We start from the raw sequence: 23,953 nt of genomic DNA, 5'->3' as shown, positions 1-23,953 counted from the left end.
AATGTTTAAAAAAATTACACTACTTTTTATACTTATCGTAGGCTCATACTTTGCCTATGAAAAATTTTACAAAAAAGAACAAAAGATCGAGTATATAACTCAAAAAGCAGCAAAAGGCACACTGTCAAAACGCGTTCAGGCAACTGGAGAAATTTTTGCGACCGAGCTTATTGATGTGGGTGCGCAAGTTGGTGGACAGATAAAAAAACTCTATGTTAAACTTGGCGATAATGTAAAAAAAGGCGATATGATAGCCGAGATAGACAGCCAAACGCAGCAAAACAATGTAGATAACCGTAGAGCTCAGCTTGAAATTTACACAGCTCAGCTTGAAAGGGCAAAGGTAGCTCTTGATATAGCAAAAACACAGTTTGAAAGAGAGCAAAACCTTTATAAAAATAGTGCCACTTCAAGGGTTGAATTTGAAAATACAAAAAACTCATACACGACAGCAAATGCAAATATAAAAGAGATAAAAGCTCAGATAGAACAGGCAAAAATAGCTCTTGATACAGCTCAAATAGACCTTGGATACACTAAAATCACAGCCCCAAGAGACGGTACTGTCGTTTCAGTGCAGGTTGAAGAAGGGCAGACAGTAAATGCCAATCAAACTACCCCAACTATCGTAAATATAGCCGACCTTAGCAATGTCAAACTAAAAATGCAAATCGCAGAAGGCGACATAACAAAAATTTCAGTCGGAACTCGTGTTGAGTACTCTATACTTTCAGAGCCAAATAAAAAATTTAACACGACCATAAGCTCCATAGACCCAGCCCTTACTACCCTAAGTGATGGAAAATACTCAAACAAATCCACATCAAACATAAGCTCAAGCTCATCTGCTATATATTATTATGCACAAAGCATAGTTCAAAATAGCGAAGGTATCTTGCGAATAGGTATGACAACGGAAAATGCCCTTTTTGTAGATGAGGTAAAAGATGCGATCATAGTGCCTAGTATAGCAATAAAAAACGAAGATAAGCAAAAATTTGTAGAGATTTTAGTAAATGGAAAAAATGTTGAAAAAAGGGCTGTTACAACAGGCATAAGCGATAGTCTAAGGACACAAATTTTAAGCGGTGTGAGCGAAGGCGAAGCAGTTATAACATCGCAAGGCACAAGTGAAGAGATAGCAAGCCTTGTTTCAAAAGAGCGAAGAGGTATGAGGTGATAGAGCTCAAAAATATCACCAAAAAATTTAAAATCGGCAAAAACGAAGCTACTGTCTTAAAAAATGTAAATTTAAAAATAAAAAAAGGCGAGTTTATCGCCATTATCGGGCAAAGTGGCTCTGGCAAATCAACTTTGATGAACATACTTGGCTGTCTTGACAATGCTAGCAGTGGCGAGTATTTACTTGAGGGTAAGGATATAACAAATTTTAAAGCGGACGAGCTAGCAGAGCTTAGGCGTGAAAAATTTGGATTTATATTTCAAAGGTACAACCTTCTTTCAAGCTTAAACGCCACACAAAATGTCGCTCTTCCTAGTATCTATGCTGGCGTAAATAAAAAGTCCCGCCAAGAGCGTGCAGTTGAAATTTTATCAGGCCTTGGTCTTAGCGACAAAACACAAAGCCTACCAAATAAACTAAGTGGTGGACAGCAGCAGCGTGTCAGCATAGCTAGAGCGTTGATGAATGGTGGCGAGATAATCCTTGCAGATGAGCCAACTGGCGCACTTGATAGCAAAAGTGGCGAGATGGTTATGCAAATTTTACTTGATTTATACAAACAAGGTCATACCATAATAATAGTCACGCACGACCAAAATATCGCAAACTACGCAAATCGAGTGATAGAGATAAAAGATGGAAGCATTATCTCAGATAGCGTAAAAAAAGATGAAATTTTTCTAAAAAAACCAAGCCAAAAACCTAAAAAAAGTATATTTACCTATTACAAAGATCAGCTTATAGAAAGCTTTAAAATGTCGCTTTCAGCCATCATTTCGCACAAGCTACGATCTATACTAACAATGCTTGGCATCATCATAGGCATCGCAGCAGTCGTTAGCATGGTAGCACTTGGCAAAGGCTCACAAGAGCAAATCTTACAAAGCATACGAAAAGTGGGCACAAACACCATCGATATTATGCCCGGAAAAGGCTTTGGAGATATGCTCTCTGGTAGGGTTAGAACGCTTAGTATTAGCGATGTAGTCCTGCTTCAAGAGCAAGACTTTTTAGAGTCAGTCACACCAAACACCTCAACAAGTGGCACAGCAACTTTTAGAAATTTATCACTCACAGCATCGCTTAGAGGCGGTGGAGTTGATACACTAAAAGTAAATGGGTTAAATATAGAAACTGGAAGGATGTTTAATGCCGATGAGGTAGCAGCCTCTGCCTCGGTGGTAGTCATAGATCAAAACACAAAAAGGTCATTTTTTAAAGATGAAGACCCTATAGGCAAGATCTTACTTTTAAACAAAAAACCTTTGATGATCATTGGCGTTATAGCGCAAAACTCAAATTCCTTTGGCGATCCAAGCCAGCTTAGAATTTACGCCCCATATTCAACCGTGATAAACAAAATAACAGGGGATCGCTACATTAGTTCTATTACAGCAAAGATTGATGAGAAAGTTAATGCACAAGTTGCCGAAAAGATGATAACCGAGCTTTTAACCATCAAACATGGCAGACAAGACTTTTTTACAAGAAACTCGGACAGCATAAAAAAAACCATGGAAGAGACCATAGGCACCATGAGACTACTCATATCATCAATAGCCGTTATATCGCTCATAGTTGGCGGTATAGGAGTGATGAACATAATGCTTGTTTCAGTGACTGAGCGAACAAAAGAGATAGGAATAAAAATGGCAATAGGAGCCAGACAAACAAATATCTTACAGCAATTTTTAATAGAAGCTATTTTGCTTTGTATAATAGGCGGAGTGGTCGGCGTTGGGCTTGCTTATGGGGTTGGCTATATCGTAAATAGCACTGGCTTGTTTAAGATGATATTTTCTAACGAATCAGTCATCGCAGCACTTGTAACTTCAATGGGCATAGGCATAGTCTTTGGCTATATGCCTGCAAGAAATGCAAGCCTTTTAAACCCAATAGACGCGCTTTCAAGGGAGTAGAATGTATAAAATTTTTGTTTTAACTTTGGCAATATTTTTTAGCGGTTGCGCTGTTTCAAAAGTAGATAAAAACTATCAAGAAATTTTACTTGACGAAAGCCAAACTATACAAATAGACAAGGAGTGGTGGCTAGGGTATAATGAGGATTATCTAAATGAGCTTATAGATACGGCTTTAAAAAACAACATAGACCTTAAAAAATCAGCCATAACTATAAATAAAGCCCTAGCACAAGCGGGTATAATATCAGCCGATTTGCTCCCAAATTTTAATGCAAGCCTAAAAGGAGAGGCGTCGCGCGATATAGGGTCTAATAGCCAGTGGCAAGAGCGATTTTCCACCTCTATCTCAGTAAGCTACGAGCTTGATTTATGGCAAAAGCTTAGAAATTCAAAAGACGCTGCTATGTGGGAAGTAAATGCTACACAGTGGGACTTACAAGCAACAAAACTAAGCCTTATAAATAGCGTTGCTAGTGGATATTTTAACGCCATATATCTAAAAAATGCCATAAAACTTTACAAACAAACTTTGCAAAATTATGAAATGTTAGGAAGGATAATTGACTCCAAAGTTAGTTTTGGAAAAGATGAGCAAATATCGCAAAAACAGGTTCAAAGCCAAATTTTATCTATAAAAAACCGCATACTTCAAACGCAAAAAAATCTTGATACAATCAAGCAAACATTAAAAAATTTGCTGAATGAAAGAGGCGATTTTGAGTTTAAATTTAAAGAAATTTTTGAAACAAAGCCGCTTGGTGTAGATATTGAAGTCCCAATATTTTCACTATCAAATAGACCTGACCTAAAGGCAAGTATCGCACGCATAAATGAAGCTCTTTTAAATGTAAAAGTAAGCGAGAAAAATTTCTACCCAAGCCTTAGCATAGGCGCTTCCTTAAGTGATAGTGATGAAAAACTAAAAAAAAGCTTTTCACTAAATTTACTAAATGGCAACATAGCCTTAAATCTACCATTTCTTAACTACTCTAGACTAAAGGCAAATTTACGCGTGAGTGAAGCTAGTTTTCAAAGTGCAAAACTTGAGTACATATCTCGTTTAACAACTGCCATAAATGAAGTTTACGGCGCATATAAAGAGCTAGAAAATGATAAAATTTTGCTTAATAACTTTATGGAGCAAGCAAAAAATTACGCACAAATAAGCAAAATTTATAAACTAAAGTATGACTATGGCAAGGTTGAGCTAAAAGAGCACTTAAATGCTAAAAACAGCGAACTAGAAGCCGCTATAAGCGTTTTAGAGCAAAAATATAAAATCATAAACAACGAGATAAATATCTTTAAAGCGATGGCTGGCAGAGTGCAAAAGTAAGCACCCTAGCCAAGCCCTGCTTTAAAATTTCAGCCACTTTTTGCTATCCTTTCGCTTAAAAATAGATTTTTAAGGACGAGAATGGATTTTAAAGTAACTCACACAGATGGTAACGCCCGTGCTGGTGTGCTAAAAACAGCTCATAGTGAAATTTTAACCCCCGTTTTTATGCCAGTTGGCACGGTGGGGGCTGTAAAGAGCCTAGATGCCACCGATATGCGTGAAATTTTAGACGCAAAGATCATTTTGGCAAACACCTATCACATGTATCTACGCCCAGGCTCAAAGATAGTAAAAGAGTTTGGCGGACTTCATGGATTTAGCAAATTTGACCGCTCATTTTTGACAGATAGTGGCGGTTTTCAGGCGTTTAGTCTAAGGGCAAATACCAAAAATGACGATGGTGGGATAAAATTTAAAAGCCACATTGATGGCTCCATGCACTATTTTACGCCGCGCTCCGTGCTTGATACGCAGTATGATTTGGGTTCTGATATCATGATGATTTTAGATGATTTGGTGGCACTTCCAGCGACAAAAGAGCGAGTAGAGCTTAGTCTAAAACGCACGATAAAATGGGCTGATGAAGCGATACGCTATCATAAAAGTATACAAAGTAAGGGCGTTGGAGTGCATCAAAATATCTTTGGCATTATTCAAGGTGGCACGGACTATGAGGCTAGAAAATTTTGCGCACAAAAGCTTTGTGAGATGGACTTTGACGGACTTGCTATCGGAGGACTGAGTGTGGGTGAGAGTAATCAAGAGATGTATGACACGGTTGAGGGCGTTATGCCGTTTATCGACACGAAGCGACCAAGCTATCTTATGGGGGTTGGCACACCTGAGGATCTGGTAGAAAATGTCGAGCGAGGCGTTGATATGTTTGACTGCGTAATGCCAACTAGAAACGCCAGAAACGGCACACTCTTTACTAGTTTTGGCAAGATAAACATAAAATCAGCCCGTTTTATAAACGATCACGAGCCAATCGATAGCGAGTGCGACTGCTACACTTGTCGCAACTACTCAAGGGGCTATCTTAACCACCTTTTTAAAGCCCGTGAGCTTACATTTTTCCGCCTTGCAAGCCTGCATAACTTGCACTATTATCTAAATTTGATGAAGCAAATAAGAGAGGCGATAATGCAAGGCAGATTTAGCGAGTTTAAGCGGGAGTTTTACGCTAAAAGAGCTCAAAATATTTAATGGCTAGCAACACTAGCCATTCACTTTTGTAAATCCAAAATTTCTTTTTATTTAAAAACTTTTAACCTTTTTAGGAATATAATGACACCATTATATTTTTATAAGGAGAACACTATGGTAAAACTACTATCAGAATATGGTTTATACATCAATGGTGAGTGGCGTCCAGCAAAAGATGGCGCAACACTTGAAGCGCACAACCCAGCAAATGGGGCACTCCTAGCAAAGATCGCAGATGCAACACAGGATGATGTTGATGAAGCAGTTAAAGCTGCTCGTGCTGCATTTAAAAAATTTAAGCATAGCACAATCTCAGAGCGAAGTGCTCTACTAAATAAGATAGCCGACATAATCGACGCAAACACAGAACATCTTGCAAAAGTAGAAACTATGGATAACGGCAAACCTATCCGCGAGACAATGAATGTAGATATCCCACTGGCAGCAAAGCACTTTAGATATTTTGCAGGCGTGATACAAGGCGAAGAAGGCAGTGCAAATGTCTTAAATGAGCAGCAGCTTTCGCTCGTGCTTCGTGAACCTATCGGTGTTGTGGGTCAGATAGTTCCGTGGAATTTCCCATTTTTGATGGCAGCTTGGAAGTTAGCTCCAGTCATAGCTGCTGGCGATGCAAGCGTGTTTAAACCAAGCTCAGAAACCAGCCTTAGCGTACTTGAGCTTTTTAGACTAATAGGTGACATATTGCCAAAAGGACTAGTTAATATCGTTACTGGTCGCGGAAGCAAATCTGGCGAATGGCTAAAAAATCACCCAGGACTTGACAAGCTAGCATTTACTGGCTCAACTGAGATAGGCCGCGATATCGCTATCGCAGCAGCTCAACGAATCATACCAGCTACGCTTGAGCTTGGCGGAAAAAGTGCAAACATATTCTTTGCAGACGCAGACTTACAAAAAGCCCTTGATGGCTTACAGCTTGGAATTTTGTTTAACCAGGGTCAAGTTTGTTGCGCTGGCTCAAGGATATTTGTAGAAGAGAAATTTTATGATGAGTTTATGGCGGCAGCTGTTAAGAGATTTGAAAATATAAAAGTTGGAGATCCACTAGATCCAGCCACCCAGATGGGCTCACAAGTTAACGCAAAGCAAGCTAAGCAAATTTTAGAGTATGTAGAGATAGGTAAAAACGAGGGTGCAAAAGTTGCTGTCGGCGGTGAAGCTTATACTGCAAATGGTTGTGAAAAGGGAGCATTTGTAAAGCCTACACTTTTAACAAATGTCACAAATGATATGCGAGTAGCGCAGGAGGAGATTTTTGGTCCTGTTGGAGTTGTGATAAAATTTAAAGATGAAGAAGAGCTCATAAAAATGGTAAATGATAGCGAATACGGCCTAGGAGGGGGCGTCTTTACTCAAGACATCACAAAGGCTCTTCGCGTCGCGCGTGCCATAGAAACTGGTCGTGTATGGGTTAATACTTACAACCAAATTCCAGAGGGTGCGCCATTTGGTGGCTATAAAAACTCAGGTATCGGCAGAGAGACACATAAAACCATACTTGAGCACTATACTCAGATGAAAAATATCATGATCGATCTTACTGGAAAGCCAAGCGGTTTTTACGAGTAAGCTAAATTTTGGGCTAGTTTTACTAGCCCTACTTCTTAAACTACAAGCTCTTTTTTGATAAAATTTTACAAAGGGACAAAAAATGAGCGAACAAATTTACATCGTCTCAGACATTCATGGTTGCTTTAAAACACTTAAAGCCCTACTGAATAAACTGCCCAAAAATGCTCGTTTGTGCTTCGTTGGAGATCTTATTGACAGGGGCAAAGACAGCGATAAGGTTGTTGAGCTTGTAAGATCTGGTGGCCATCTTAGTGTACTTGGAAACCATGAAAGAGCGCTACTTTTAGCCAAAGATGAGTTCTTGCTAGATAAAAGAGTTGACAATCCTTGGTTTAATGAGCACGGAGGAGCACAGACATTTGCAACTTACAAAGGCAAAAATGAACTAAAGCTAAAACACATAGAGTTTTTACAAACTCTGCCTACTTATATAGAATTTGAAAATTTCCTTACGGCTGATGGACGAAAGTTGGTTGTATCACACTCTGCCGTTGGAAAGATGTGGCAAGAAAGACACAACGACAAAGAGACAGAAAAATTTAAAGCACATGTGCTTAGTGGCAGGAGCGATATAAGTGAAAATGATGATATATTTAACATCTATGGTCACGAGGTTATGAGTGAACCAGTCATAACAAAAGGACGAGCGGCTATCGATCTTGGCGGGGTTTATAGACATTTAAAGCAAGATCCAAGAATTTGTGCCATAGCATTTCCAAGTCTTGAAATATTTACTCAAAAAATGTTGAAAGATAAATTTTCTATGTGAAAAACTTTTACTTATTCACTTTTTCACATAGAATTTCACATACTATTTTACATAAAATTTTATGATTTTAAAAAACGGCTTAAAAATAAGCTAAATCTTAGCCGAAACTGCCCTACTTTCATAAAATTTTATTATGCGCTTATGTATCAGTAAAGATGCGTAAAGTATCACTCCTCCAGCAACAAGGCGCAATACATCAGCATCTTTTTGCCAAAAGATTAAATTTACAATGATAGCAGCTGGTATGAGCGCGTTATTCATAATAGCAAGTACCCCACTATCAACCTCTGTTGCACCCTTATTCCACAAATAATAACCAAGTCCACTAGCCATCACACCAAGCCAAAGTAAAACAAAAATTTGTGTCGTACTAGGGGTTATTTTGCTAAAATTTCCAAACAGCAAAAACGCCACAAGTGTTACAAAAAATGCCCCAAAATGAAAATATCCAAATATGCCTTTTTGCTCTACTCTATTTCGCTCAAGTAAAATTTTATATGCACTTTGACCAAATCCAAAGCAAATGTTTGCCCCTTGAACTAGCAAAAAACCCTTTAAAAAGCCCTCATTTATACCGCCATATTTTATAACAAACGCTCCAAGCACAGCAACTCCGACACTTATAAGATAAAGTGAGCGAAATTTTTTCTCAAAAGCATCATAAACAAGCGTTACATAAAACGGCGTAAATATTGTAAATAAAGCAACTTCTGGCACACTGAGATACAAAAATGAGTTATAGTAAAAAAGATACATCGCACCTATCTGCAAAGCTCCTATCCCCATAACAGCTAGCTTTAAGCGTGTAGGCACACCTTTAAATCTTGTAAATGGCAAAAAAACAAGACTAGCAAGCGCAACACGAGTAAATACGCTAAAGTAGCTATCTAACTTGCCCGATAAAAACTCGCCTATCAAAGAGAAGCTAAATGCCCATAAAATGGTAACAAAAATAAGTTTATTCATCTTTTATCCTTTTTAAAATTTCATCCCCGCGCTCGTAATAATACTCCATTTTGCGTATCTCAAGCTCATCTTTATCAAGCCAAAAACCGTTTAGCCAAGCAACATTATCATCTAGCAAAAATAAAAACTCATTATAAGAAATTTTACCCCAAATATAAAGCCTAGCCAAATTTTCAAAGCTTTTTTGCACGCTTGATACTTTGGTCTGTTTTATCTTTTGCTCCGCGTCAAGGCGTTTTATCAATGCCTCAAGAGCCTCTAGCCGCTGCAAGCTAATACGCTCTTCTTCGCTTAAAGCAAGTGCTATTTTTTGATATTTGGCTTCATTTTTTTGCTGTTCAGTGCTTTTGTTTAGCGAGCTTGGTAAACTCCAGCTAAGCTCTAGCAAGGGCTTATTTGTATCAAGATAGCGTTTAGCCATCTGAGCAGAGCTTGCGTCGCCCTTTTTAAAACTGTTTTCATTTAGTACCTGAGAATCTTTAAGATAAATTTTTGGAATGAGCTTACTTTGTGATTGGGTTGTGCTTTGTTCGTTTATAAGTGCTTCTTTTTTCTTTGCTTGTAAATTAGCATTTTTTGCCTTGCTCCAAAACTCAGGCATTTGCATTTTGCTGCCGCGTATAAAATTTAGCTTTGCGTTTGAGAGTAAATTTATTCTTGAGATTAACTCTACTTGACGCAAATAAAGCTCATCAAGCTCTGATTTAGCGGCACTTAAAGCATCATTTAGTGCATTAAACTCAACTTCATCTATCTCGCCAAATTCGTAAAAAAACTCGCTATTAGCATTTGCTATATTTATCGCATTAAGCTCATTTTGCTTGTTTTGTATAAGTGCTTCTATGGCAATAGCGTTAAAGTAAATTTTACCAACTTGCAAGCTTATTAGGTTTTTATATGCTTCGCTTTTGTAAATTTCACTGGCATTTTCATAGCTTTGTATCTTTTGAATGGCATCTCTCTCGCCACCATCAAAGAGCAGATACTCAAATCGCAAAAGCATTGATCCAGACTTGCTTTTGTATTCGCCATCCTTTTGCATAATCGTATATCTACCGCTTATATCAATGTTTAAGTCCTTTTTTGTGGCATTTTTCGTGTAGATATTTTTTGAAAATTTTATAAATTCCACCTGTTTTGCACTTTGTGCCAAATGTATAAGCTCACTTAAATTTCCAGCATTTAAGAGCGAAAATGTAGCAAAGATGATAAAAAATTTAACCATCTAAAGGTCTTTTTTCATAAATTTTTCTAAACCAGCTATCTATCTTGTAGATTATGCCAAAAAGTGTTGGTACAACGATAAGAGACAAGATGGTTGAGCTTATAAGCCCGCAAATAATAGCAATAGCCATAGGCGAGTTACCCTCATAGCCCGCTCCACGCGATAAAGCAAGTGGAAGCATAGCAAATATCATAGCAAGCGTAGTCATAAGTATCGCACGAAGTCTTGCCTTGCCAGCTTTTATGACAGCCTCATCGACATTCTCGCCATCTTTTGCAAATTTATTCGCAAAATCTACAAGCAAGATGGCATTTTTCCCAACCATACCAAACAACAATATAGCTCCAACCATAACAAAAAGACTAAAAGAATTTCCGCTAAGATAAAGCCCCACAGCCACTCCACCAAAAGCAAGTGGCATAGACAACATAATGATAAATGGTAAAATAAAGCTCTCATAAAGTGCTGCTAAAACCATGTATATAAGTACGGCGCTCATCATGATAGTAAAGATAAATGCTTTATTTGTATCTTGCATATAGTCGATAAATCCAGCATATTTTAGCGAACTTTGGTCTGGCAAAAGTGGTGCAAGTGCCTCATCGATCTTTGCTTTTATATCACTTAAAACGGCTCCGTTTGTATTGGCTAAAAATTTTAACTCATCTTGCTTGTCATAGCGTGGCAAACTAGAAAGCGCCTTGCTTTTAACAAAACTAGCTACATCACCAAGTAAAATTTCACTACCTTTTAAGTTTATACGAAGCTTTTTAAGTGCCTCGATATCTTGCCTAAAAGCATCATCAAATCTAATCATAATAGCATACTCGTTCGCTCCATCATCAAACACTCCAACGCTATTTGATGAAAAAGATGAGTATATCACATCTGCAATCTCATACTCGCTGATACCTAAAACTTTGGCTTTTTGCCTGTCTATGAAAATTTCAACCTGCTCTTTTTTATCTTCATTTGGACTACTAATATCAACAAGACCGCCTATTTGTTGTAAAATTTCCCTTACCTTTGGCACAAGCGGCTCAAGTATCTGCTCCTTATCAGCCGTGATAATAAGCTGGATTTCCTCCATATCTCCACCAGTTTCAACCATAGGTAGTTCCACTGCCCAAATTTTAAATCCATCAAATTTTAGACCATCTTTTAAATCTTTAATCACCTCATCTTGTCTTTTTTCACGCTCACTAAGCTCATGCAAGCGGACATAAATTTTAGCTTTATAAATCTCCTTGGCGTCAGTATAACCAAGCATCATATAGGCATATTCAACATTTTCATTAGCTTTTATAGCAGTTAAAATTTCTGCGCTTTTTTCCATCATCTTCTTAGCGCTCACGCTTGGATCTGCTTTTATCATTAGATGAAACTCGCTATTATCCTCACTTGGTTTAAATCCGCTTCCTAAGGTGCTAGCAAGCAAGAGCGAAAAAGCAAAAACTACCAGAGTAAGCACTATAAACAAAGCCTTAAATCGCAATGCAAAACGCAAAAATTTCTCATACCACTCCTCCATTGCTACAAAAAATTTCTCACTTTTTTTATAGAATTTGCTCTCATTTGCATTTAAAAAACGAGCGCAAAGAGTTGGAGTTAGCATAATACAAACCAAGAACGATATAACTATACCACCAGCCACACTTAAAGCAAAAGCATTGAAAAAGCGCCCAACTATGCTATTCATAAAAGCTATCGGGACAAAAACACAAAGCAGTACAACAGATATGGCAAGCACGCTAAAAGCTATCTCCTTTACACCAAGATAGCTTGCTTTTAGCGGATCTTTTTCCCCATTTTGTATATGTTTTATAATATTTTCTATAACCACTATCGCATCATCAACAAATATCCCGATACCGATAGTAAGCGCGATTAGGGTTAGGCGATTTATATCATTTCCAAGCAAATGTATGATAAAAAATGTAGCAACAATGCTAGTTGGTATAGCTATCGTTGCAATAAGCGCACCGCTAAAATTTCGCAAAAACAAAAATACGATAAGCGCTGTTAGCAAAACACCCAAAACCATATCAAAAATGGCTTGATTTGTATATTGTTCTATCAAAATACTTTTATCGTATATGGTTTTAATATCAAAATTTTCACCAAGAAGCGTGCTAAGCTCATTAGTTTTACTCTTTATCTCGCTTATTATTTGTAAAGTATCAGCGCCACTTATCTTTTTTATCTGCAAAACAACGCCATTTTTTGCACCATTTTTATCTATAAAACTAGCATAACTTACACGCTCAGAGCCACCAAACTCAACTTTTGCTACATCTTTTAAAAACACTCCATCAAGCAAGCGAATTTGAGCTATCTCATCAATACTTTTTGCGTCAAAAGCAGACTTTAGCGTTATCTTTGAGTTATCATTTTCAACCTTACCAAGCGGCATTTTTAAATTTTGTGTCTTTATGATACTTGCGATATTAGAGGCGTTTAATGAGTATTTATCAAGTTTTTCTGCATCCAAAAGCACACTTATCTCAGGTTTTAAAAAGCCAACATCCCCAACTTCTGCCACGCCTTTAATGCGCTGCAAAAACGATCTTGCCTTATGCTCGATAGCGTGCATTAAGGCAGTTTGATTATCATCTTTTGCGCTTATAAAAATGCCAAAAATTTCCTCACTCGCTGCGCCCATCTTTTCAGCAACACTTTGTGAACCCACTTTTGCTTTAGCAATGCGGTCACGCACATCATTTAGCGCAATCTCGATGTCTTTATTTAGATAAAATTCTATAAAAATCATACTTAAGTTATCAAAACTATGCGAAGTGATGTGTTTTACGCCGCTAATGCTATTTAACTCATCCTCCAGACGCTTTGTAATGCTATTTTTAACCAAGCTCATATCGCCATTTGTATAAGTTGTGACCTTTACAAGAGGTATATCAACTTGCGGGTAAGCGTTTATACTCATATTTTTGATACTAAAAATACCAAAAACTATAAGTAGTGCAAAAAACATCAGCGTGGCGATCGGGCGATTTATGGCAAATTTATACATTATTTTACGATAAAGCCTTCACCAAATGAGCCGATCTTAAAACCAGTTGTGATAGCTTCGGCAATAAATTTTCTAGACCTTGTATCAATGGTTGGATGTATCAGTGTTATCTTTGCGCTACCATCTTTTTGTGCTATCTTAAATTTAAACTCATCGCCTATTTTAATGCTATTTGCATGCTTTTCATCTATGTAAAGTAAAATTTTTACCTCTGGGTATGAGAGAATTTCAAAGATAGGGGTGTTAAGTGCCAAAACTCCACTTCCTATCTCGCTAAATTTTGCACTTATAACACCATCAAAAGGGGCACGAAGCTGCTTTTTTTCAAGTAAATTTTTAGCATTTTCGACGCTTATTTGTGCTCTTTTTAGCTCAGCCATAGCATTTTCGTAATTAAATTTTGTCTCTTCATATCTTTGCTGGGAAGTAACATCTTTAACCTTTTTAAACTTCATAAATGTCGCACTCGCAAACTCACTTGCCACTCTTGCTTTTTGAAGTTCAGCTTTGGCATTTTTTAGTCCCAACTTCTCATCGCTACTTTCTAAGCTAGCTAAAATTTCTCCCTGCTTAACAGTGCTTGAAATGCTTGCATTTATATTACTGATGACACCAGAACTTTTAAAAACAAGCTTTGCACTTTGCACAGGCATAACATCAAAATTTGCATAAATTTGCTCTGCATAAAGCCAAGTAAAACTAAATAAAAATAGTATAAATTTTCTCACTGTCTAACCCTTTTTTCAATGTCATCGCCATTTTCATAGACTAAATTTGCTCTTTTTATCTCAAGCTCGTTTTTGGCTATGCTTAACGCGCTTTTTGCTTCAAACTCTCTTGCAACAGCATTTAAAAACTCGCTATAACCAGCAAGACCTGCCTCGTATTGCTTCATAACAGCCATTAGGCTAAGGCTAGATGCCTCTTTTGCAGATGTGAGCGCATCTATGCGAAAGATAATAGCTGCGATATCATTTTTGATACTTTTTATCTTTAGCTCATTCTCACGGCTTTTATAAGCTAAATTTAGGCTTGCTTTTATCGTATCAAGCTTTTTTATTTCGCTTTGTTTTTGAGTTTTCCCAAAGTCAAAAATACTCCAAGAAAAGCCAAGCATTATCTCGTTTGCATTTTGCCTATCCTCTTTTAAAATTTTTGACAAATATCCTTGATACATGCGATAGTTTTGGCTTAAAATTCCAAAGTCGTAGTTGTTTTTATAACTTAAAAATGTGTTTTTGATAAAAATCGTTGGTAAAAGTTGAGAATTTGCTATCTTTTGGGCTTGTGTTGTGGCTAAAATTTCTTGATTTAAAGCCATGATTTCAGTATTTTTATTAGTTAAGTTTGTCTCATCTATAAAAAAATTTTCAAGGCTTATATCTTTTAGGCCACAAAGCGTTTCAATCTGCAAAAAAACATTCGCCAAAGCTGCTTTTAAAGCCATCTCATCGCTTTGTGAAAGGCTTAGCTTTGCACTTACCGCCTCGCTCTCATCAAGACTTGCAAGTCCTGCATTTTTAAATTTATCAAGTCTATTTTTGGCTTCAGATAAATGTTTTATCTCTGCTTTTTTTGCGTTTATCTGCTCATTTAAATTTAAGGCGTTAAAGTAGAGTAAAACAGATTGTAGGGCAAGGTAATTTTTTGTTTCTAAACTTCTTAAATCTTTTGCGTTTTGGCTAAATTTTAAAGCATCAAGCCTAGCCTCCCTAGCCCCTCCATCATAAAGTATAAAATTTACACTAGCAGATGCTAGTAAACTCTCTTTTGGAGTCAAAAGCTGTCTATCTCCACTTGTTGAGCTATAACTTGCATTAAGGCTCAAGCTTGGAAAGTAGCCACTTTTCACACTATCTCGCTCTAAGTACGCTTGTCTAGCCTCAAACTCTTTTATCTTTGCTATCTCGGCTGACTTGGCTGCAACGATGATGTCTTTTAGGCTAGCTCCGCTTGCAAACAAAACAAGTAAAAATATCGGCAAAATTTTACGCATTTTATCTAATGAAAGCTTTTTACGAGATTTTCGATTAACAAATTCCAGCCATCAACTAGCACAAAGATAAGTAGCTTAAATGGTAATGAGATAGTTACTGGCGGAAGCATCATCATACCCATCGCCATAAGTACGGAGCTTACAACCATGTCAATAACCAAAAACGGCAGATAAAGTAAAAATGCTATCTCAAAAGCTGTTTTAAGCTCGCTTATCATAAAGGCTGACATAACGATAGAAAGCGACAGATCATCTATACTAGCTGGATTATCAAGCCCACGAATACGATAAAAAAGAGCAAGATCTTTTTCTCTAGTGTTGCGAACCATAAAGTCCTTAAATGGTTTTATGCCTTGCTCAAATGCTTGCTCGTAGCCTATTTGCTCGGCTAAATATGGGCGAATTCCTTGATCATAGCTTTGTTTTGCAACTGGCTCCATGATAAAAAATGTAAGTACCATTGCGATAGATAGCAAAACCGTTGATGGCGGCATTTGTTGTGTTCCCATTGCTTGACGCAAAAAAGAAAATACAACTATAAGCCGCAAAAAACATGTCATCATAAAAATAAGCCCAGGGGCCAAAGTTAAGATCGTAAGGACAATCAAAACATTTAGCGAAGTTACCAGCTGACTTGCGTTTTGTGGAGAATTTATAGCTAAATTTATAGTTGGCAAAGGTGGCTCAGCACCAAAGCTAACCAATGCCACAGCAAAAAAGATAAATAATGCTCTCAAATTTTGCCCTTAGTTATCCAAAACACTCTTTTTAACGGCACTTTGCTTAGTTTTATCAAGAGATGTAAAGTGGATCTCCACTCTGTTATTTTGCGCTCTGCCGTCGCTTGTAGCATTTGTGGTAAAAGGCTCAAAAGAAGCCCTACCTGAAGCTATTAGCTTATTTGGCGATACCCCATCTTTAACCAACTCATTTACAACGCTAATAGCGCGCGCTGATGAGAGTTGCCAGTTGTCTTTGTATATTGAGTTTATATCTGGATTTTGGTTGTCTGTATGTCCTATAACATTTACATCAACCTCTGGAGGCATCTTTGCAGCTATCATAGCAATTCTCTTTAAAAATAGCTTTGCGTCATCATTTGCTATCTCTGCCTTACCGCCTTCAAAAAGTAAATTTGACGGCATTCTTACGATAAAACCATCTTCACTTTCTTGCACTATCACCTCTGGCGCACCGCTAGCGTTTAAAATTTCATTTATCGCCTTAACTGACTTTTGCAGGGCATTTTCTGAAGTTGAGTTAAGCTTTGTCTTTTTTATCTGAGACTGAAGCTCTGTCTCGCGCTCATCTTGCGTTTCAGGACGCGCACCCCCCTCAAGCACACTAAGAGCTCCAGCGAGCGAACCTACAGCGGTTTCAAATTTCTTTGCGTCCATAGTACTCATAGAAAGTAGTAAAACGAAAAAACAAAGCAGAAGTGACATTAAGTCTCCAAAGGCAGCAAGCCACTCAGGCATACACTTTGGACACTCTTCAGGTTTGATTAATTTAGCCATATTTACTACTCAAACTGACTTTTTCTATCTTTTGGTGGCAAGTAAGCAAGAAGCTTGCCCTCAAGTGTTCGTGGGTTATCCCCAGCTTGTATAGACATGATGCCTTCTATTATTATCTGTCTTTCAAGCTGCTCATCGGCATTACGGATACCCAAGATATTTGCCACTGGTCCACCTAAAATGTTGCCTATCATCGCACCATAAAGCGTTGTAAGCAAGGCGACCGCCATTGATGGACCGATAGCTGAAGGATCTGACATGTTCATAAGCATCGCAACAAGACCAATTAGCGTTCCTATCATACCCATTGCGCCCGAGTAGCCACCCATCTGCTCATAAATTTTGATATAGCTACCATGTCTTGCGCTAGTTTGCTCCATATCTATCTCAAGTAGCGATCTAATGGCGTCTGGCTCGTTGCCATCAACAGCCATAGAAAGACCTTTTTTTAAAAATTGATTTGTCTCGTTATTTACATCACCTTCTAGCGCCAAAATACCATCTCTACGAGCTTTTGATGAGTAATCAACAAGCTTTTTGATAGTCTCTGGTAAATTTACTAAAGTTGGCTTTATGGCGATACCATAGCCTTTTCCTATGGCTTTTAGAGTCTCCATCTTAAAGCCAACCATCAAAACGCCTATCGTTCCACCAAAAACAATCATCACAGACGGAATGTCAATATATGGCCCAACGCCAACACCAATTGCCATCGAGCCAACAAGCAGTGCCATGGTCAAAACCCAGCCGACAACACTTCCTAAATCCATACTTTCTCTCTTTTTATTTTTATTAAATCCTGCCATTTTACTTAAATTTTGTTGAAAAATCGTTAAATTCAAAATTTTATTTGCATTTTTTTGATACAATCACAAAAAATTTTAAAGGCAGATTGTGAGTAAAATTTCAGTTATTATACTAGCAGCTGGACTTGGCACCAGAATGAAATCAAAAACACCAAAAGTGATGTTTAAACTTAGCGGCATTTCGATGATAGAGCATGTATTAAATAGAGCTTATGAGCTAACAGATGATGTATCTGTCGTACTTTACCATCAAAAAGAGCTGATAGAAACGCTAATAAAATCAGCATATCCGCAAACTAAAATTTACACCCAAGATCTGCAAAATTTCCCTGGCACAGCTGGCGCACTAAAGGATATAAAATTTAGTGGAGAAAAAGTGCTTGTAAGTTGTGGAGATATGCCGCTTGTACAAACCCAAGAGCTTGAAAATTTATGCCAAAGCAACGCTGATGTAACGATGAGTAGCTTTATAGCAAATGATCCTTTTGGCTATGGCAGAGTAGTTGTAGAAAATGGGCAAGTTACGCAGATAGTTGAACATAAAGATGCAAGCGATGAGCAAAGGCAGATAAAGCGAGTAAATGCCGGCTGTTACTGCTTTAAGCGCGAAAGCTTAGAGAGTATCTTACCTAAAATAAACAATCAAAATGCCCAAAAAGAGTACTATCTAACAGACGCGATAAAAATAGCAAATCAAATGGGCTTAAAATGCGCAGCCATAGATGTTTGCGAGCAAAATTTTATGGGTATAAATGATAAATTTCAACTTAGTATCGCCGAAAAACTTATGCAAGATAAAATAAAGCAAAATTTAATGAAAGATGGGGTTTTGATGCGCTTGCCAGATACTATATTTGTCGATGTAAGAGCAAAATTTCTCGGAGAGTGCGAGCTTGAAGAAAATGTAAGTATCATAGGAGAGTGCGAGATACAAAGCTCTATCATAAAAAGTGGAAGCGTTATTGAAAGTTCAAAAGTAACAAACTCGGACATCGGACCACTTGCACACATACGCCCAAAATGCGAAATAACAGATACGCACATCGGAAATTTTGTCGAGCTAAAAGCAGCAAAACTTAATGGTGTAAAAGCAGGACATTTAAGTTATCTTGGTGATTGTGAGATCAATAGTGGTACAAATATAGGTTGTGGCACGATAACTTGCAACTATGATGGCAAGAAAAAATACAAAACCATCATCGGCAAAAATGTCTTCGTAGGTTCAGACACTCAGCTAGTAGCCCCAGTAACCATCAAAGATAATGTCTTAATAGCAGCAGGAAGTACCATAACATCAGATGTTCCAAGCGGCGCACTTGCCATAAGTCGTGGCAAACAAGCTATAAAAGAGGGCTTTTTTTATAAATTTTTTGGCGATAGCGATGTTAAAAAATAAGAAAATTTTACTTGGAGTTTGTGGCTCAATCTCATTTTATAAAGCTTACGAAATTTTATCACATCTTAAAAAACTTGGCGCAGATGTCTATGTAGCACTTAGTGATGGTGCGCTAAAATTTTGCTCGGTGGCTGGCTGGGAGGCTCTTACTCCACACCCTATTTTAAGCAGCCAGACTGAAGACTGGCAAGCTGGGATAAGCCACATATCTTATGCAAAAATGGACTTGATACTCCTAGCTCCAGCCTCAGTAAATACTATAAATCGGCTTGCAAATGGCATTTGTGATAATGTTTTTATGCAAACACTTATAGCCTCAAACGCCCCATTTCTTATCGCACCAGCCGCGAACAATAAAATGCTAGAACACTTTTCTACACAAAAAAGCATAGAGTTTTTAAAAGCAAGCGGTGTAAATTTTATAGAACCAATAAAAAAGACTCTAGCTTGTGGAGATGTTGGCAAAGGGGCATTAGCAGAAGTTGAAGATATTATAGCTCACACCATAAAAGCACTAACATCACAAAAATTTATAGGCAAAAAAGTTATCATCACAGGCGGGGCAACGAGTGAAAAGATAGATGATGTAAGAGCTATAACAAATTTTTCAAGCGGAAAAATGGCACGAGCGATGGCTGATGCGTTTTTTTATGCTGGAGCTACTGTTTGCCTTGCAACCAGCATAAAAGATACAAAAGCACCTTATCAAATCATAAATTTCACCAACACAAAAGAGCTTTTAGACATTTGCCAAAAAGAGTGTAAAAATGCCGATATTTTAGTAGCTTGCGCTGCAGTTAGCGACTATGTGAGTAAGCAAAATTTTAAAGGAAAACTCAAAAAAAGTGAGCTTGGAGATGAGTGGAATTTAACACTTACAAAAAATATCGATGTGCTCGCTAGCCTTAATAGCTCAAAATGTAAAAAAATAGGCTTTAAGCTAGAAACAGATCCTAAAAATGCTATCGAAAATGCAAAAGATATGCTTGATAAAAAGGGTCTTGATGGCGTTTGTTTAAATATTATAAACCACTCTAACAACTTTGGAAGTGAACAAAATGAAATAAGCTTCATTACAAAAGATAGCGTGCAAAATTTTACGCTCCAAAACAAAAATGATCTAGCCAAAAAGTTAGTGGAGCTTTTGGCGTGATAAGCAGAGTTTCGCGCGTTAGTAGCGCAACCCAAAACACACCTGCGATACTACTAAACACCTCTCTTCCTGTGAGCATTAAAGTAACAGAAAAAACGGGCTTTAACCGATACAACCTTAAATTTCATAACCGAAATCTTAGTACAAAAAGCCAAAAACAGCTCAAAGTCGGAGCAAACTACTGGGGCGAAATAGAGAGTGCTAATGATATGATAGTTATAAAAAATCTTTATGAAAAGCCGGAGTTTAATGAGAGCGAATTTCTTGAAGATGGACTAAGTTTTATTGAGAATTTAGTAACAAACAATACTCTTGAATGGCTCTATGAGCGCGTTTATAAAGAGCTCATATCGGCTAACAGCAAAGAGAGTTTTGAAATTTATACAAATATATTGCTTGCACTACAAAACAACACTGTACATATACCGTTTATTTATAGTGGAATTTTTGGTATATTTCAGCTTAAAAAAGAGGCTAGTCTAACACGCATTTACCTACTTTTTTCAAATTTTGCACCACTTATATTTGAGATAAAAAATGGCAATATAATAAAAATTCAAACACCATTTTCAAAGGTAGCAAGAGCCTTAAAACAAGCATTTATAGCTGAAATTTTAGTTGGTGATGTAAAGCCATTTTGGCAAAAACAAACCAACATAATAGATCTCAAAGGATAAGAGTGAACAAACTAAACCACCTTGCTATCATCATGGACGGAAATGGACGCTGGGCAAAAAATCGTGGCTTTTTACGCACGAAAGGGCACGAGAAAGGCGCGCTTGTTGTTGAGCAAATGTGCGAGTTTTGTATAGATAATGATATTAAAATTTTAAGTCTTTACGCATTTAGCACCGAAAACTGGAAGCGCCAAAAAAGTGAGATCGAGTTTTTAATGACTTTGCTTAAAAAATTTCTCATCTCAAAGCGTGAAATTTTTATAAAAAACAGTATAAATTTTCAAACCATTGGCGAATTAGATCCATTTTCAAGTGAGCTTAGAGCGGAAATTTTAACAACAAAAGAGGCAACAAAAAACAACACAAAGCTAAAGCTAAATTTAGCCATAAACTACGGCGCAAGAGATGAGATGGTGCGCGCTATAAAAAGACTAAATGAAAAAGGGCTAAGCCCAAATGAGCAAAATTTACAAAGTTGCCTAGATGAGATCTGTGATATAGACTTGCTTATTCGTACTGGTGGCGAGTTTCGTATATCAAATTTTATGCTCTGGCAAGCCAGTTATGCGGAATTTGCTTTTACGCCAACACTTTGGCCAGAATTTAACAAGCAAGAACTATCACAAATCGTATCAGAATTTGGCAAAAAAGAGCGTAGATTTGGTGGAATTTGATGGTTAGTATGGCTTTTTTTGCACTCATAGGACTTTGTGTTGGGTCATTTTTAAATGTGCTTATATACAGGCTTCCGCGCAATATCGATATATTTTTTGCACGCTCGCACTGTGTTGGGTGTAAAAAAAGCTTAAGCTTTTATCATCTAGTCCCTATATTTTCATGGCTATTTTTAAGTGGAAAATGTGCTTTTTGCAAAGGTAACATAAGCCCAAGATACCCGATAGTCGAGCTTTTATCATGCGCTATATTTATGCTAGTAGCTCTAAAACTTGAGCCTACAAATTTACAAGATCTGGCATTTGCAGCCCTTTTTGCACTCTGCTTTTCCCTGCTTTTTGGGCTTAGCGTGATAGACATAGAGTACAAGGCAGTTCCCGACACACTTTTGTTTTTCACGCTTGGTCTCTCTTTATTTTTTGCAATATTTGCACAAGAAAGCCACCAAAACCTACTTGCAGCAATTACCTTTGCGCTTATTTTTTTTGCACTTCGTTTTATAGTAAGTAAAATTTTAAAAAAAGAAGCAATGGGGAGCGCCGATATATTTATAGCTGCTATTATAGGTGCCTTGCTTGGCTTTACAAAGGGAGTGCTTGGCATATATCTGGGTGCTGTTTTTACACTACCATTTTACTTTTTTGCAAGAGATAAAAACTACGAGCTGGCTTTTGTACCATTTTTGACAACTGGTGCATTTATATCATTTTTGGCTGGCGAAGAAATTTTAAAACAGATAGGTTTTTTATGAATAGAGTCAATAAATATCTTTTTTACAACTTTTTAAGTACATTTGCATCGCTTTTTAGTACGCTTTTTTTGGTAATGTCTATCGTATTTTTTCTACAAATTGCCCGCGTGACATCATATATAGAGATAGACTTCCTTGAGCTTTTAAAGCTATATCTTTTTATGTTACCAAGAGTTTTGCTTTTTGTAGTTCCCATTGCCTTTTTTGTTGCGTTAGGTATGACGCTTTTTCGACTATCAAAAGAAAACGAAAGCACCGTCATCTTTACGCTTGGGCACTCACCAATGTCAGTGGCTAAATTTTTTCTTTTTGTAGCTAGTATATTAAGCGCTGCGTTGCTTTTTATAGCTATCGTTTTGATACCAAAAGCTGCGGAATTAAACTCAAATTTTGTTGATTATAAGAAAACTATTGCCAAACTAAATCTAAAAGGCGGGCAGTTTGGACAAAAATTTTCCGACTGGATGGTCTATATAGCGAGTGAGACAAATGAAGGCAATAATACAACCTACAACAACATAGTGATGTATAACCCATTTTTTAATGAGCAAAAACGCCTCATCGTAGCAAACCAAGCTCGTATCAGCAATGACAAAGGTGTTGTAGAGCTTAGTCTAAGCGATGGCAAGTCCTATGATATGGACAACCAAACTTATCACATAAGCCAATTTAAAGAGCTAAAAATTCGTACAAAACAAAATGACAGCATAAGGCAAGTTGGCGATGTTATGCAATACTGGGGTCAGATGAGTAAAAATGTAAAGCGCAAAAAGGACTTTAGCACCTATGTTTTAGTCGCACTCTTTCCACTGGCTTCAACGCTCTTTGCATTATCATTTGGGATTGTGACATATAGATATGATAAGGGGATTATTTATTTTGGAATTTTTGGTGTACTTTTTAGCTATTTTGCTATCATCATGTTGCTTGGAGCACATCCGCAAATAGCTATACCATCGCTATTTTTAGGCTCACTTGTAGCAAGCTATACCGTTTTTAAAATGAAAATTTTACGCAGATACTAATGAAGTTAAAACTCATTTTTAGCTATGATGGCTCCAAATTTCAAGGCTCGCAAACTCAGCCACATCAAAACGGCGTAGAGGACGCGCTAGCCCTAGCACTGTCTCATGTGGGAATTTTTACTAAAATCATTTCAAGCTCCCGCACCGATAAAGATGTTCATGCAAATAACCAAGTTGCATGTGTAGAAGCAGGCGAGCACTTTAAGGACTTAAACCACCTTACAAGCCTAATAAACCGCCACGCACACCCGTATATCCATATCAAAAATATCACACGAGCAAATGATAGCTTTCATCCAAGATATGACGCCAAAGCACGCTCATATCGATATATCATAAGCCATGATAAGTTCAGTGTATTTTTATCAGACTATCAAGTCTTTACACCAAAAATTGATATAAAAAAGGCAAATTTACTGCTTAAAAATTTTATCGGCGAGCATGATTTTAGCCTATTTATGAAAACTGGAAGCGACACAAAAAGTCCTATTAGAAGCGTTTATAAGGCGTTTTGCTACGAGTACAAAAATAAAACTATCATCGTTTTTAAAGCAAATGGCTTTTTAAGGGCGCAGGTAAGACTGATGGTAGCTTGCGTATTAAAGGCACTCAAGACAACAAACGGTGAGGAGCTTTTAAAAGCTCAGATTAACACCACCGCTCCACTTACTCGTATACCTGCTCCACCACAAGGACTTTACTTAAACCGAGTTTTTTACTAAAATT

At 37.4% G+C, this 23,953-nt stretch carries 21 protein-coding genes; 13 read left to right on the top strand and 8 right to left on the bottom strand.

Features of this window, described 5'->3' with window-relative positions; all coding sequences use genetic code 11:
* The first annotated feature begins 1 nt into the window (after window position 1).
* The 6 genes from LQV35_RS02695 to LQV35_RS02670 all read left to right on the top strand — a co-directional run bounded on the left by LQV35_RS02695 (window position 2) and on the right by LQV35_RS02670 (window position 8,012).
* Entirely contained in the window at window positions 2-1,180 is a 1,179-nt protein-coding gene (locus LQV35_RS02695) for an efflux RND transporter periplasmic adaptor subunit (RefSeq protein ID WP_230056327.1), read from the top strand.
* Window positions 1,177-3,102, top strand: coding sequence for a MacB family efflux pump subunit (locus tag LQV35_RS02690; protein WP_230056326.1), 1,926 nt, complete (start codon window positions 1,177-1,179; stop codon window positions 3,100-3,102). Before LQV35_RS02695 ends, LQV35_RS02690 begins: the two co-directional genes overlap by 4 nt.
* 1 nt (window position 3,103) lies before the next feature.
* Window positions 3,104-4,441, top strand: a complete 1,338-nt coding sequence (locus LQV35_RS02685) for a TolC family protein (RefSeq protein ID WP_230056325.1) — start codon at window positions 3,104-3,106, stop codon at window positions 4,439-4,441.
* Window positions 4,442-4,522: 81 nt separating this feature from the next.
* Window positions 4,523-5,650 carry a tRNA guanosine(34) transglycosylase Tgt gene (tgt, locus tag LQV35_RS02680; protein ID WP_230056324.1) on the top strand — a complete coding sequence of 376 codons (1,128 nt, stop codon included), beginning with the start codon at window positions 4,523-4,525 and terminating at the stop codon, window positions 5,648-5,650.
* Window positions 5,651-5,764: 114 nt separating this feature from the next.
* Window positions 5,765-7,240, top strand: coding sequence for an aldehyde dehydrogenase family protein (locus tag LQV35_RS02675; protein WP_230056323.1), 1,476 nt, complete (start codon window positions 5,765-5,767; stop codon window positions 7,238-7,240).
* Between the two features lie 82 nt (window positions 7,241-7,322).
* Complete coding sequence (locus tag LQV35_RS02670) at window positions 7,323-8,012, top strand: metallophosphoesterase (RefSeq protein ID WP_230056322.1); 690 nt, start codon at window positions 7,323-7,325, stop codon at window positions 8,010-8,012.
* 90 nt (window positions 8,013-8,102) lie between these two features.
* Here the strand turns inward: LQV35_RS02670 and LQV35_RS02665 are convergent, their stop codons facing one another.
* From LQV35_RS02665 to LQV35_RS02630, 8 genes are read right to left on the bottom strand one after another with little or no spacing between them, the layout of a single operon-like run.
* Window positions 8,103-8,978: a DMT family transporter gene (locus LQV35_RS02665; protein ID WP_230056321.1), complete on the bottom strand. Its 876-nt coding sequence runs from the start codon at window positions 8,976-8,978 to the stop codon at window positions 8,103-8,105.
* Entirely contained in the window at window positions 8,971-10,203 is a 1,233-nt protein-coding gene (locus LQV35_RS02660; protein WP_230056320.1) for a TolC family protein, read from the bottom strand. Before LQV35_RS02660 ends, LQV35_RS02665 begins: the two co-directional genes overlap by 8 nt.
* Entirely contained in the window at window positions 10,196-13,231 is a 3,036-nt protein-coding gene (locus LQV35_RS02655; RefSeq protein ID WP_230056319.1) for an efflux RND transporter permease subunit, read from the bottom strand. The genes LQV35_RS02660 and LQV35_RS02655 overlap by 8 nt, the downstream gene beginning before the upstream one ends.
* Window positions 13,231-13,959 (bottom strand): efflux RND transporter periplasmic adaptor subunit, encoded by a 729-nt coding sequence (locus LQV35_RS02650; protein ID WP_230056318.1) that lies wholly within the window; start codon window positions 13,957-13,959, stop codon window positions 13,231-13,233. Before LQV35_RS02650 ends, LQV35_RS02655 begins: the two co-directional genes overlap by 1 nt.
* Window positions 13,956-15,227, bottom strand: a complete 1,272-nt coding sequence (locus LQV35_RS02645) for a TolC family protein (RefSeq protein ID WP_230056317.1) — start codon at window positions 15,225-15,227, stop codon at window positions 13,956-13,958. Before LQV35_RS02645 ends, LQV35_RS02650 begins: the two co-directional genes overlap by 4 nt.
* 5 nt (window positions 15,228-15,232) lie before the next feature.
* Window positions 15,233-15,964 carry a flagellar type III secretion system pore protein FliP gene (gene fliP / locus LQV35_RS02640; RefSeq protein WP_230056316.1) on the bottom strand — a complete coding sequence of 244 codons (732 nt, stop codon included), beginning with the start codon at window positions 15,962-15,964 and terminating at the stop codon, window positions 15,233-15,235.
* Between the two features lie 9 nt (window positions 15,965-15,973).
* Window positions 15,974-16,744, bottom strand: a complete 771-nt coding sequence (locus LQV35_RS02635) for a flagellar motor protein MotB (RefSeq protein WP_230056315.1) — start codon at window positions 16,742-16,744, stop codon at window positions 15,974-15,976.
* Between the two features lie 5 nt (window positions 16,745-16,749).
* On the bottom strand, window positions 16,750-17,514 hold the full coding sequence (locus tag LQV35_RS02630; protein ID WP_230056314.1) for a motility protein A: 765 nt from the start codon (window positions 17,512-17,514) through the stop codon (window positions 16,750-16,752).
* Window positions 17,515-17,638: 124 nt separating this feature from the next.
* Here LQV35_RS02630 and glmU point away from each other — a divergent pair, with 124 nt between their 5' ends.
* From glmU to truA, 7 genes are read left to right on the top strand one after another with little or no spacing between them, the layout of a single operon-like run.
* Entirely contained in the window at window positions 17,639-18,946 is a 1,308-nt protein-coding gene (gene glmU / locus LQV35_RS02625) for a bifunctional UDP-N-acetylglucosamine diphosphorylase/glucosamine-1-phosphate N-acetyltransferase GlmU (protein WP_418884434.1), read from the top strand.
* Window positions 18,933-20,099 (top strand): bifunctional phosphopantothenoylcysteine decarboxylase/phosphopantothenate--cysteine ligase CoaBC, encoded by a 1,167-nt coding sequence (coaBC, locus tag LQV35_RS02620; RefSeq protein ID WP_230056313.1) that lies wholly within the window; start codon window positions 18,933-18,935, stop codon window positions 20,097-20,099. Before glmU ends, coaBC begins: the two co-directional genes overlap by 14 nt.
* On the top strand, window positions 20,096-20,776 hold the full coding sequence (locus LQV35_RS02615) for a hypothetical protein (protein ID WP_230056312.1): 681 nt from the start codon (window positions 20,096-20,098) through the stop codon (window positions 20,774-20,776). Before coaBC ends, LQV35_RS02615 begins: the two co-directional genes overlap by 4 nt.
* A 2-nt stretch (window positions 20,777-20,778) precedes the next feature.
* Window positions 20,779-21,450 (top strand): polyprenyl diphosphate synthase, encoded by a 672-nt coding sequence (gene uppS, locus LQV35_RS02610; protein WP_230056311.1) that lies wholly within the window; start codon window positions 20,779-20,781, stop codon window positions 21,448-21,450.
* Entirely contained in the window at window positions 21,450-22,202 is a 753-nt protein-coding gene (locus LQV35_RS02605) for a prepilin peptidase (protein WP_230056310.1), read from the top strand. The genes uppS and LQV35_RS02605 overlap by 1 nt, the downstream gene beginning before the upstream one ends.
* Complete coding sequence (locus LQV35_RS02600; protein WP_230056309.1) at window positions 22,199-23,227, top strand: LptF/LptG family permease; 1,029 nt, start codon at window positions 22,199-22,201, stop codon at window positions 23,225-23,227. Before LQV35_RS02605 ends, LQV35_RS02600 begins: the two co-directional genes overlap by 4 nt.
* Complete coding sequence (truA, locus tag LQV35_RS02595; RefSeq protein WP_230056308.1) at window positions 23,227-23,949, top strand: tRNA pseudouridine(38-40) synthase TruA; 723 nt, start codon at window positions 23,227-23,229, stop codon at window positions 23,947-23,949. Before LQV35_RS02600 ends, truA begins: the two co-directional genes overlap by 1 nt.
* The last annotated feature ends 4 nt before the right edge of the window (window positions 23,950-23,953 follow it).

Source organism: Campylobacter suis (assembly GCF_905120475.1).
In the GTDB taxonomy this organism is placed as follows: domain Bacteria; phylum Campylobacterota; class Campylobacteria; order Campylobacterales; family Campylobacteraceae; genus Campylobacter_A; species Campylobacter_A suis.
Note: the sequence above shows the minus strand (reverse complement) of the source record. Positions and strands in the feature narration are given on the sequence as shown.